At 63.2% G+C, this 11333-nt stretch carries 11 protein-coding genes and 1 pseudogene; 9 read left to right on the forward strand and 3 right to left on the reverse strand.

All coding sequences use genetic code 11. The annotated features are described in order from the left end of the window. The first annotated feature begins 7 nt into the window (after positions 1 to 7). The 8 genes and pseudogenes from Q7J58_RS05485 to Q7J58_RS05520 form a co-directional block, all read left to right on the forward strand. Positions 8 to 898 carry an amino acid ABC transporter substrate-binding protein gene (locus Q7J58_RS05485; protein ID WP_304824590.1) on the forward strand — a complete coding sequence of 297 codons (891 nt, stop codon included), beginning with the start codon at positions 8 to 10 and terminating at the stop codon, positions 896 to 898. Between the two features lie 88 nt (positions 899 to 986). Next, positions 987 to 1886 (forward strand): amino acid ABC transporter substrate-binding protein, encoded by a 900-nt coding sequence (locus Q7J58_RS05490; protein ID WP_304824565.1) that lies wholly within the window; start codon positions 987 to 989, stop codon positions 1884 to 1886. Positions 1887 to 1965: 79 nt separating this feature from the next. After that, positions 1966 to 2706, forward strand: coding sequence for an amino acid ABC transporter permease (locus tag Q7J58_RS05495; RefSeq protein WP_304824568.1), 741 nt, complete (start codon positions 1966 to 1968; stop codon positions 2704 to 2706). A 1-nt stretch (position 2707) separates the two neighbouring features. Then, entirely contained in the window at positions 2708 to 3373 is a 666-nt protein-coding gene (locus Q7J58_RS05500) for an amino acid ABC transporter permease (protein WP_304824571.1), read from the forward strand. Positions 3374 to 3390: 17 nt separating this feature from the next. Continuing rightward, complete coding sequence (locus tag Q7J58_RS05505) at positions 3391 to 4125, forward strand: amino acid ABC transporter ATP-binding protein (RefSeq protein ID WP_177136340.1); 735 nt, start codon at positions 3391 to 3393, stop codon at positions 4123 to 4125. Positions 4126 to 4203: 78 nt separating this feature from the next. Then, positions 4204 to 6111 carry an ATP-binding protein gene (locus tag Q7J58_RS05510; protein WP_304824575.1) on the forward strand — a complete coding sequence of 636 codons (1908 nt, stop codon included), beginning with the start codon at positions 4204 to 4206 and terminating at the stop codon, positions 6109 to 6111. Further along, positions 6108 to 7478 (forward strand): sigma-54 dependent transcriptional regulator, encoded by a 1371-nt coding sequence (locus Q7J58_RS05515; RefSeq protein ID WP_304824577.1) that lies wholly within the window; start codon positions 6108 to 6110, stop codon positions 7476 to 7478. Before Q7J58_RS05510 ends, Q7J58_RS05515 begins: the two co-directional genes overlap by 4 nt. 605 nt (positions 7479 to 8083) lie before the next feature. Continuing rightward, positions 8084 to 8432 (forward strand): annotated as a pseudogene (locus Q7J58_RS05520) (transposase); the annotation flags it as partial. A gap of 372 nt (positions 8433 to 8804) precedes the next feature. On the opposite strand, the gene Q7J58_RS05525 reads toward Q7J58_RS05520, so the two are convergent. After that, a complete protein-coding gene (locus Q7J58_RS05525; RefSeq protein ID WP_304824579.1) occupies positions 8805 to 9296 on the reverse strand; it encodes a GNAT family N-acetyltransferase in 492 nt (163 codons plus the stop codon). Positions 9297 to 9578: 282 nt separating this feature from the next. Between Q7J58_RS05525 and Q7J58_RS05530 the strand changes: the two genes are divergently transcribed. After that, positions 9579 to 9962, forward strand: a complete 384-nt coding sequence (locus Q7J58_RS05530) for a group II intron maturase-specific domain-containing protein (protein WP_304824581.1) — start codon at positions 9579 to 9581, stop codon at positions 9960 to 9962. 361 nt (positions 9963 to 10323) lie between these two features. Here the strand turns inward: Q7J58_RS05530 and Q7J58_RS05535 are convergent, their stop codons facing one another. Further along, positions 10324 to 10938 carry a hypothetical protein gene (locus Q7J58_RS05535; protein ID WP_304824584.1) on the reverse strand — a complete coding sequence of 205 codons (615 nt, stop codon included), beginning with the start codon at positions 10936 to 10938 and terminating at the stop codon, positions 10324 to 10326. Between the two features lie 113 nt (positions 10939 to 11051). Beyond that, the coding region (locus tag Q7J58_RS05540; RefSeq protein ID WP_304824587.1) for a group II intron maturase-specific domain-containing protein at positions 11052 to 11333 on the reverse strand (282 nt) is incomplete at its 5' end.

Raw genomic sequence — 11333 nt, forward strand, 5'->3', positions numbered from 1 at the left:
TCTGTCTCTGGTCCGCACCGCCTGGCCGATCTTGCTCGCCATCGGCTTGGGCCCCGCGTTGTTGCCGGCGCATGCCGGTCCGGTGCTCGACCGCATCCGCTCCACCGGCACGGTGGTGCTGGCGCACCGCGAATCGTCGGTGCCGTTCTCCTTCGTGGGGGCCGACGGCAAACCGGTGGGTTATGCGGTGGACCTGTGCCTGAAGCTGGTGGAGGCGGTGGGCAAGGCGCTGAGCCTGCCCCAGGTGGGCACGAAGTTCGTTCAGGTCACGCCGTCCAACCGCATTGCGATGATCGAAAACAACACGGCCGACCTGGAGTGCGGCTCGACCACCAACAACGCCGAGCGCCGCGAGAAGGTGGCGTTCACCGTGCCCCACTACATCACCGGCGCACGCTACCTGGTGCGCGCCGACAGCCCGATCGATGTGCTGCGCGACTTCTCGGGCCGCAAGCTGGTCTCGACCCAGGCCACCACCCCCTTGAAAGCGGTGACCCGGGCCAACAGCGAATACATGCTGGGCATCACGCTGCTGGAGGCGCCCGACCACACGCGGGCGGTGGACATGGTGGCTTCGGGCGAGGCCGACGGGTTTGTGATGGACGACGTGTTGCTGTACGGCCTGGCGGCCGGCCGCCCCGACCCCAAGGCCTTCAAGGTGGTGGGCAAGTTTCTGACCATCGAACCCCTGGCCATCATGCTGCCGCGCAACGACCCCGACTTCAAAAAACTGGTCGATGCCGAGATGAAGCGCCTGATCCGCTCGCAGGAGGCGCACGCCATTTACGAGCGCTGGTTCCAGAGCCCGATACCGCCGTCCAACCGCTCGCTGAATCTGCCCATGAACTACCTGCTCAAGGATTTCTGGAAGTACCCCACCGACCAGGTGCCGGGTTGATGCCGGTCCCGTTGTTGTTCCCTGTTTCCCGTTCGCTGTTTTTCGTTCGCTGTTTTTTGTTTTTCCCAACCCCCTCAAAGGAATCACCATGAAGAAAACCCTGTTGGCTGTGGCTGTTGTGCTGGCCACCTCGACCGCAATGGCCCAGACGAGCGACACGCTCAAGAAAATCAAAGACACCGGTGCCGTGACCATGGGCGTGCGCGAGTCCTCGGGCGCGCTGTCGTACACCCTGGGTGACGGCAAGTTCGTGGGCTACCACGTCGAGATTTGCCAGAAGGTGCTGGCCGATGTGCAAAAGCAGCTGGGCCTGGCCAAGCTGGACATCAAGTACCAGCCTGTGACCTCGCAGAACCGCATTCCCCTGACGCAAAACGGCACGGTGGACATTGAGTGCGGCTCCACCACCAACAACGCTGCGCGCCAGAAAGACGTGTCGTTCGCCGTGACCACCTTCGTGGAAGAAGTGCGCATTGCGGTGAAGGCCAATTCCGGCATCACCTCCATTGCCCAGCTCAACGGCAAGAAAGTGGCCACCACCACCGGCACCACCTCCGTGCAGACGCTGCGCCGCAACGAACGCGCCACCGGCGTGAACTTTGACGAGGTGTTCGGCAAAGACCACGCCGACAGCTTCCTGCTGCTCGAATCGGGCCGTGCCGATGCGTTCGTGATGGACGGTGCCATTCTGGCCGGCAACATCGCCAAGGCCAAGAACCCGGCCGACTTCAAGATCGTGGGCGAAGTGCTGTCGGTGGAACCCATTGCCATCATGATGCGCAAGGACGACCCCGCCTTCAAGAAGGCCGTGGACGACAGCCTGAAGGCCATGATGAAGTCGGGCGACATGGCCAAGCTGTGGACCAAGTGGTTCGAACAGCCCATTGCCCCATCCAACACCACGGTGGGCATGCCCGTGAACGAGAACACCAAGGCCGCCTGGGCCAACCCCAACGACAAGCCGATGGAAGACTACGCCAAGAAGTGATTTGCCCGGTTTGACCAAGGCATGAGCCAGGCCGTCCGGACCGTTTCGGGCGGCCCTATTTTTATTGAGGGGAATCACCGTGAGTACATGGGATTGGCAGGTGTTCTGCAAGGACACCATTGAGGGTGAGGTACAGCCCGGCTGCTTTGGCCGGGGTGGCGACATCACCTACCTGGACTGGCTGCTGTCCGCCTGGGGCTGGACACTGAGCGTGGCCGTGCTGGCTTTGGTGGTGGCGCTGCTGGTGGGCTCGGTGATGGGCATTTTCCGCACCGCACCCAGCAAATGGCTGGTGGCGGTGGGCAATGTGTGGACCGAGCTGTTTCGCAACATTCCGCTGCTGGTGCAGGTGTTCCTGTGGTACCACGTGCTGCCGGCGCTGATTCCGCCGCTCAAGGCCGTGCCCAGCTTTCTGCTGGTGGTGTTCGCGCTGGGTTTCTTCACCTCCGCGCGCATTGCCGAGCAGGTGCGCGCGGGCATTCAGAGCCTGCCCAAAGGCCAGCGCTACGCCGGTCTGGCCATGGGCCTGACGCTGCCGCAAACCTACCGCTATGTGCTGCTGCCCATGGCGTTTCGCATCGTCATTCCGCCGCTCACCAGCGAGAGCATGAACATCATCAAGAACTCGTCGGTGGCGTTTGCCGTGTCGATTGCCGAACTCACCATGTTCGCCATGCAGGCACAAGAAGAAACCTCGCGCGGCATCGAGGTGTACCTGGCGGTGACCGGTCTGTATTTCATCTCCGCCTTCGCCATCAACCGCATCGCCCTGTTCATTGAACACAGGGTGCAGGTGCCCGGCATGATCGGAGGCCACTGACATGAACCTCGACTTTTCGTTTCTCGATGCGTCGGTGCTGCAGAGCTTCGTGCTCAAGGGCCTGATCTTCTCGGTGCAACTCACCCTGGTGGCCATGGTTGGCGGCATTGTGCTGGGCACGGTGCTGGCGCTCATGCGGCTGTCGGGCAAGAAGTGGCTGGTGATCCCGGCGGCGTTCTACGTGAACACGCTGCGCTCCATTCCGCTGGTGATGGTGATCCTGTGGTTCTTCCTGCTGATCCCGCTGATGATCGGGCAGCCCATGGGCGCAGAACTCTCGGCCATGATCACCTTCACCGTGTTCGAGGCCGCGTACTTTTCCGAGATCATGCGCGCGGGCATCCAGAGCGTGCCCAAGGGGCAGGTGAACGCGGGCTACGCGGTGGGCATGACCTACGGCCAGACCATGCAGTTCATCGTGTTGCCGCAGGCGTTTCGCAACATGCTGCCGGTGCTGATGACGCAGACCATCATCCTGTTCCAGGACACCTCGCTGGTGTACGCCATTGGCGCTTACGACCTGCTCAAGGGCTTTGAGGTGGCGGGCAAAAACTTCAACCGCCCGGTGGAAACCTACCTGGTCGCCGCCGTCGTGTATTTCGTCATTTGTTTCTCGCTGTCGATGCTGGTGCGTCGGCTGCAGAAGAAAATTGCCATCATCCGCTGAGCGGCTGGAGAAGAACCATGATCGACATCAAAAACGTTTCCAAGTGGTACGGCAGCTTCCAGGTGCTGACCGACTGCACCACCTCCATTCAAAAGGGTGAGGTGGTGGTGGTCTGCGGCCCTTCGGGCTCGGGCAAGTCCACCCTCATCAAGACCGTGAACGCGCTGGAGCCCTTTCAAAAGGGCGACATCGTGGTGGACGGCATCAGCATCGCCGACCCGAAGACCAACCTGCCCCAGCTGCGCAGCCGCGTGGGCATGGTGTTCCAGCACTTCGAGCTGTTCCCGCACCTGAGCGTGACCGAGAACCTCACGCTGGCGCAGATCAAGGTGCTGGGCCGCAACGCCGACGAGGCCAAGACCCGAGGCCTGAAAATGCTCGACCGCGTGGGCCTGATGGCGCACAAAGACAAATTCCCCGGCCAGCTCTCGGGCGGCCAGCAGCAGCGCGTGGCGATTGCGCGGGCGCTCAGCATGGACCCGATCGTGATGCTGTTCGACGAGCCGACCTCGGCGCTCGACCCCGAAATGGTCGGCGAAGTGCTCGATGTGATGGTGAAGCTCGCCCAGGAGGGCATGACCATGATGGTCGTGACCCACGAAATGGGCTTCGCCAAAAAGGTCAGCCACCGGGTGATCTTCATGGACGCGGGCAAGATCGTGGAAGATTGCCGCCGTGACGAGTTCTTCGGCAACCCCGACGCGCGCTCGCCCCGGGCCAAGGAATTTCTCTCCAAGATCCTGGCGCACTGAGGTTTTTTGCAAGAGGTCGCCATCCACCCCGTTCCCCCGTTCGGTCCGCCGCCATCCCCGCCACACCGTTGGACCGGGGTGGCTTTGCGGCGCGCGCTGGTGGTGCTGGTGGCGCTGGCGCTGATTGCGGCGGCCGGGTACTGGGTTTTTGAGCGCAGCTTCGCCCAGGGCGCCAGCAGCCTCCGGGCCGCGTCCAACGGCCGCCTCGACCTGTTCGCCTCGGTGGTCGAGGCGCGTGTGCGCCGCCTGGAGCCGGTGCCCGCCACCATTCAGCTCAACCCCGTGGTGGTGCGGCTGCTGCAGGCCCCCACGGCCGCGCACGCGCAAGCCGCCAACGACTACCTCGCCCGCCTGAATGCCCACCTGGGCAGCCTGGCGGTGTTTGTGCTCGATGTGCGCGGCGTGGTGCTGGCATCGAGCAACACCTCGCGGCGCGACGACAGCCTGCGCGGCGAAGATGTGTCGTACCGCCCGTATTACCTGGAAGCGCTGGCCGGGCGCTCCACGCGCCATTTCGCCATTGGCAGCGGCGGCCATGCCGGCTACTTTGCCTCGCACCCCATTTACGACGGACCCCGGGTGGTGGGCGTGGCCGCCATCAAGATCGGCCTGGACGCGCTGGAACAAACCTGGCCCATGCTGGGTGCACCGGCCCTGGTGACCGACGCCAACCAGGTGGTCATCCTGTCGTCGCAGCCGCAGTGGCGCTACACCTCGCTGCTGCCCCTGCCCACCGAGCGCCGGGTGGACCTGCAGCTGGCCCAGACCTACGGCGCGCTGCGCCTGCCGCTGTTTCCCCTGAGCGTGGACCTGTCGGTGAACGAAGATTCCCAGGAGGTGCAAGGCCTGCTGCACGGCGACAGCGCCCGCATCTCGGCGGCGCTGGGTCAGGCGCCGGGCCGGGCCGACTTCATGGTGCTGGGCCGCTCGCTCGACGGCATGGACTGGCGCGTGCTCATCTTCACCAGCCTGGCCGCGGTGCGCCACCAGGCCCAGATCGACGGCATTGGCGGCGCCGTGTCGGTCGCCTTTCTGTTCTTGCTGGCGCTGTACTGGGCGCAGCGCCGGCGCATCGAGCGCCAGAAGCAGGCCGCCAAACGCCAGCTGGAGCAGGCCAACGCCGCGCTGGAGCAAGAAGTGGGCCGCCGCACCCAGGAACTCACCGACGCCAACACCCTGCTGCGCAAAGAAGTGACCGAGCGCGAGCAGACCGAAATCACCCTGCGCGCGGCGCAGAACGAACGGGTGCACGCCGGCAAGATGGCGGTGCTGGGCCAGCTGGCGGCCAGCATCACCCACGAACTCACGCAGCCGCTGGGCGCCATCCGCACCTTGTCGGGCAACGCGGTCGAGTTCATGCGCCGGGGCAACCACAGCGCGGCGCAAGAAAACCTGTCCATCGTGGCCCGGCTGGTCGATCAGATGGCGCGCATCATCGACCCGCTCAAAAGCTTTTCGCGCAAATCCACCGTGCGCCCCGAGCCCACCGACGTGGGCCGCACGGTGGAGCAGGCGCTGTTTCTGTTCCAGCTGCGCCAGCGCCACGAGCAGGTGGACGTGGACAACCGCTGCGCGCCGGGCGAGTGGATCGCCTGGTGCGATGCCAACCGGCTGGAGCAGGTGCTGGTCAACCTGGTGGGCAATGCGCTGGACGCCATGCGCGACGCCCCGCGCAAAACCCTGCTGATCAGCGCCGAACTGCGCGCAGCGCACGAGCCGCCGCTCATCGCCATTGAGGTGCAAGACACCGGCAAAGGCCTGAGCGAGGCCGACCTGACCCACCTCTTCGAGCCCTTCTACACCACCAAAGCCAGCGGTGCCGGCCTGGGGCTGGGCCTGGTCATCTGCCGCGACATTGCCGCAGAATTCCAGGGCGACCTGACCGCGCGCAACGTGCCCGGCGCGGGCGCCTGCTTCACCCTCACCGTGCCGCTGTGGCAACCCGCCATGCACCCCAAAGTGCCCCATACCTTGCCACGCCCATGAACCTCACCCTCACCGTTCTTCTGGTGGAAGACGATGCCGCCATGCAGCTGGGCTGTGTGCAGGCGCTGCAACTGGCCGACATTCCCGTGCGCGCCTTCGATTCGGCCGAGGCCGTGCTGCCGCACATCGTGCCCGGCCTGGCCGGCGTGGTGGTCACCGACATGCGCCTGCCCGGGGCCGACGGCCTGTCGGTCATCTGCGAGGCGCGCGACATCGACCCCGACCTGCCCGTGATCATGATCACCGGCCACGGCGACGTGAACCTGGCCGTGCAGGCCATGCGCAGCGGCGCTTACGACTTCATCCCCAAACCCTTTTCGCCCGAGCAACTGGTGGAGGTGGTGCAGCGCGCGCTGGAAAAGCGCCGCCTGACGCTGGAGGTGGCCAACCTGCGCCGCGCGCTCTCGCTCAGCGAAGGCCTGGAAGGGCAGCTGGTGGGCCATTCCCCCGCCATCCGCCGCGTGCGCCAGCTGGTCATGGAAGTGGCCGATTCCCCGGTGGACGTGCTCATTCGCGGCGAAACTGGCACCGGCAAAGAGGTGGTGGCCCGCGCCCTGCACGAGCATTCGCGCCGCCGCAAAGCGCCCTATGTGGCGCTGAACTGCGGGGGCCTGCCCGATTCGCTGCTGGACAGCGAACTGTTCGGCCACGAGGCCGGGGCGTTCACCGGGGCGCAAAAACGCCGCATCGGTCGCATCGAACACGCCCACGGCGGCACCCTGTTTCTGGACGAGCTGGAAAGCATGCCGCAGGGCGTGCAGGTGAAGTTGCTGCGCGTGTTGCAAGAGCGCAGCCTGGAGCGCCTGGGCTCCAACCAGAGCCAGTCGGTGGACGTGCGCGTGGTCGCCGCCACCAAAGACGACCTGTTGGAGCGGGCGCGGCAGGGCAGCTTTCGCGCCGATCTGGTGTACCGCCTGAACGTCGTCAACATCGAGCTGCCGCCCCTGCGCGAGCGCCGCGACGACATACCCATGCTGCTGGAGCACTTCATGCTGCTGGCCGCCAGCCGCTACGGCCGCCAGCAACCCAAAATTCCCCAGGCCCAGCTGCGCCAGCTCATGGCCCGCGACTGGCCCGGCAACGTGCGCGAGCTGCGCAACGTGGCCGACGCGCTGGTGCTGGGCGTGGGCCCGCAGTGGGTGTCACCGCACGGGCCAGCGCCCGACGCTTCGCACCCCGAAGAGCAGCCCACGCTGACCGAAACCGTGGAGCAGTTCGAACGCAGCCTGATCGCCGACGCCCTGCAACGCCACGCCGGCCACGTGGGCCAAACCGCCAAGGCGCTGCGCATTCCCAAAACCACCCTGGTGGACAAGATCAAGAAGCATGGGCTGGGCAAGGGGGAACCGGCTGCGGACGGGTATTGAGGCAGCCCGAGACGCTCAATACCTTCGCGAACTGAGATTGAGACAAGTCCGTGTCTTCGCGGGCTTGCGCGGCTGAAGAGACGACGACAGTCAGAGCTGAGAGCCGCATGGTGACGGGCTTCTTCAGCTTTGATGCGTAGGGATTTTTACGGGCCTTCAGCTTGGACAGGTCGTATTCCGCTTTCATGTCTAGCCACCTGGGTAGAACGCGCTTTCGCGCCATAGAAGACGGACTTCGCCTCATCGAAGGATGACTTGGTGCTTTTTGAGATTGGCCGCTGCTTTGGGCACATCCCATTCGAACTTGATCATATGTACATCGTATGTATGACATCTAGAGCGTCAAGCTGCTGTGCCATCTGGAAGCCATTCTCATTTTGGGAATGTCAACAAAAACAAGCCCTTCTTAACCGCCGCCGTCGGGTTGCGCAGACCCCCACCCCAGCCCTCCCCCAGCGGGGGAGGGAGTCAAGACATTCCCGCACACAGGCGCTGGCCCGAGAGGATGTCTGGCCCCTTCCCCCGCTGGGGGAAGGTTGGGATGGGGGCTCTGCGCGCCTTCACTCGCCCCCGAGCATGAAAGCCGGGTTTGAGTGCACCATGTGGGCACGCCCGGCGCGCTGGCCGTGCTGCACACGCACAACCGCCAACTCGGGTTCCATCCGCATGTGCATGTGTGCATGCCCGCCGCAGCGTTCAGCGCCAAAGAGCGTTTGTGGCGCACCAAGGTCCAGCTGGGCAAGGTGTTTGCGGCCAAGGTGCGTGCGGTGCTGGCTGATGCGTGGGTTCACGCTGCCCGCTGGCTTGCCCGAGCGTTGGGTGGTGGACTGCAAGGCCGTGGGTGACGGACAGGCCGCGCTGCGTTACCTGGGGCGCTACCTGTACCGGGGCGTGATCTCGGAGCGCGACATCAAGAGCAGCAAAGACGGTCTGGTCACTTTCCGCTACCGCGATTTCTGCACCACAACAGCCGACGCACATTGCGCCTGTTGCAGGGCCATGGTGATCTTGAAGCGGCGCTTGCGACCTGATGCGGTACCGCCCTGCGCTGCACCACAGACCGAGCGCCCCGACAAGGCTGGCCCGGTGGAGGCATCCAAGCACTGAAACGGCCTTCGCAGCCATGGGCTGACCAAAAGAACCCGGCGAACGCAGCCACTGCGCCCGGCCCCCTGGCAGAACACCGCCGTCTGCCTGCGCCGCCCCGATCCCACGGATCAACCTACAGGGGGCAAAAACGCCCACTTCGGCTTCCACCACCGGGCTTGTCCAATAAACGGATCAGATCGTGGCTTCGCTTCGCTACGCGCGATCTATCCTTACTCGTTAGGCCTCGCCGCGCTCGAACCGTTGTTCGGTGACCAATGATCCCCATTGGTTTCCGGGACTCTCATGTACGAGTCGAAATTTGTGTGATTCATATAGATGTCTCGCGGCATCTAGGCCAGAGAAGGTCCAGAGGAAAGTCTTGCGATAGCTGCACACTTGCACGAATTCAACTGCCTTTGCCAGAAGTTGGGTGCCTAGACCTTGACCTCTGATTGCCTCGGTGGTGATGAACCAACGCAGGTGAGCACCAGATGTACTTGCGTGTGTACCGTCGATGACGACGGATCCTTCTATGTTGCCGTTGCGATGCACGAGCCAAATGCCATCGCGCCCGGATTGATAGTTTTGACAGAACTCAGCGAGTTCTCGCGCCACCTTTGCTTCGAAGGCGACACCAAAACCATTGGCGACGGAGTAGTGGTTGGCATGGAGTTGAACAATGCGCCCGATACAACCGGGAACATAGCCTTCTTTGATGGTGGTGGACATGGCGAGGTTGGTACTGCGAGGCCTAACGCTTGCATCAGGCGTCGCCGAAGGCGGTCGCTTGGATGCACTTGTGTGCGCCCAGCATGGGCGCGAACTTATGGGGTGAAAGTCCCCTGTGGGAGAACCGAATGGGACTCATAGAGAGCCATGTTAACCACTGGCCGAAGGCAAGGGCAGGCCCGCGAGGTCCTGTCTGGAGGAAGCCCGAGAGCAAAAGTGCGAGGCGATGAACAGAAACCGCATACAAGGCCGAGCAAAAGCGAACGCGCCGCACAGCGGGTGATGGACTCCATTACGCGGTATCTGGAAACCACCCTCAAGCTCAAAGTCAACTTGGCCAAAAGCCAAGTTGCACCCATGAGCGAATGCGCCTTCCTGGGTTTCACGATCAAGGGCAAGAAGATACGCTGGACCGACAAGGCCCTGGCCGACTTCAAGCACCGGATCAAGGAGCTGACGGGCAGAAGCTGGGGTGTATCCATGGAGTACCGGCTGCGAAAACTGGGGCAATACCTTCGGGGGTGGACGGCGTACTTTGGCATCAGCCAGTACTACCGGCCAGTCCCGGAACTGGATGAGTGGATCAGACGGCGTGTGCGCATGTGTTACTGGAAACAGTGGCGCTGGCCGCGCACCAAAATCAAGAACTTGCTGGCCTTGGGCTGAGGACTGCGGCTCCAAGTCCGCCAATGCGGACTTGGACAGTCCGAAGGGGAGGAGCTCCGCGACGACGCGGCCTGCAAGGCTGAGCCTGAAGTCGGCGATTCAACACGAATGCAGCAGCAACAGCTACTGGCAAATGTCCAGAACCCCGGTGATCAACCAGGCCATCTCCAACGCGTGGTTACAGGAGCAAGGTTTGCTCAGCGTGAAAGACCTGTGGTGCAAGGCACAGGGCTACACGGCAAAGAAGAAAAGAGGGAAAGCTTCGTCGAGCGAGCCGACTTGTTGAACCGCCCACTGCGGACCCGCACGGTGGGTGGTGTGGGGGCTGGGAGTTAGAAACTCCCGGCTACCCGATTAGGCCTCACGGCACGACTTTGACACGGATTTGTTCGCCTTCCGAGACACTGTGGATGCTCGCCGAGAACTCGGACAGAAAGCCTAGAGCCGCTGCCACCGGCACCGGGCGAAGGCTAACGCCGTTGGCCGCCTCCTTCGTGCAGAACGGTGGGTAGACGCTAAGCACCTGGCCCGGCAGAAGGGGCAAGCTTGATTCCCGCTCGTGCCGCAAAAGCGGGTGCATGCCTAGAAACTCGACCGGACTGGAAGTGGCTTTCTCGAAGAAGGCAGGAAGGTGCAAATCGAGGGACTCAAGCGTGCCAGTCTCGCTCGAGAGTTTGTATACCGAGCCCGCTCTAAGAACGAACTGATCGGCAACGCAATCTTGCGCGAACGGGACGTCGGAAGCCGCGAGAGCCGGATAGGCGAGATGAAGCGCCGATGGGCCGAACATCACGGACCGGAGGCTGTGCCATTCGGGTGAGTCGCAGACTCCGCGAACGTGCAGACCTCCAGAGTGGAGGATGAAGCCATTGAGCTGCTCAAGCAAACCGCGGAGGTTCTGAGGAAGCGCCGCTAGAAGCTCCGAGTCGCTCTCCTCGAAGGGAGGGCCTGCATAGGTGACACCTTCGAGCTGCATCACAAGTACTCGTGGGGCCTAATCGAGATAGGAAGAAGCCTCACGGCCCCTCCCTCTCACACCACCGGACATACGGGTCACGTATCCGGCGGTTCCTTGAAACTTCGTTGATTTCATGCTGCCTTGGCTGTGGCCAGTTCGGGCAATCCCATTTGACGAAACAATTTTGCGGGCAATGCCATATTCAAAGCTGGCGTTTTGCTCAGGCGCCATGGCCCGTGTGCACTCTTGCTCGTATTCCAAGCTTCGCGCACAGTGACCCCGCGTTTCCTCAGTTCGCGGTAACCCGCACTGCCCCATTGTTTCCATGCGTAACATCGTAACCGCCGCCGCACCCATTTGTCGATCTCGCGCAGAGGGCTCAACACTTCGGCTATTCCAAAGTAGGCTTTCCA

This window comes from Hydrogenophaga sp. (assembly GCF_030656115.1).
Taxonomy (GTDB): domain Bacteria; phylum Pseudomonadota; class Gammaproteobacteria; order Burkholderiales; family Burkholderiaceae_C; genus Hydrogenophaga.

Bases quoted from the DNA above. Each gene is read 5' to 3' on its own strand.
- Q7J58_RS05525 (WP_304824579.1), bottom strand. From the start codon at position 9,296: ATGTCCACCACCATCAAAGAAGGCTATGTTCCCGGTTGTATCGGGCGC.
- Q7J58_RS05505 (WP_177136340.1), top strand. From the start codon at position 3,391: ATGATCGACATCAAAAACGTTTCCAAGTGGTACGGCAGCTTCCAGGTG.
- Q7J58_RS05500 (WP_304824571.1), top strand. From the start codon at position 2,708: ATGAACCTCGACTTTTCGTTTCTCGATGCGTCGGTGCTGCAGAGCTTC.
- Q7J58_RS05490 (WP_304824565.1), top strand. From the start codon at position 987: ATGAAGAAAACCCTGTTGGCTGTGGCTGTTGTGCTGGCCACCTCGACC.
- Q7J58_RS05530 (WP_304824581.1), top strand. From the start codon at position 9,579: ATGGACTCCATTACGCGGTATCTGGAAACCACCCTCAAGCTCAAAGTC.
- Q7J58_RS05515 (WP_304824577.1), top strand. From the start codon at position 6,108: ATGAACCTCACCCTCACCGTTCTTCTGGTGGAAGACGATGCCGCCATG.
- Q7J58_RS05535 (WP_304824584.1), bottom strand. From the start codon at position 10,938: ATGCAGCTCGAAGGTGTCACCTATGCAGGCCCTCCCTTCGAGGAGAGC.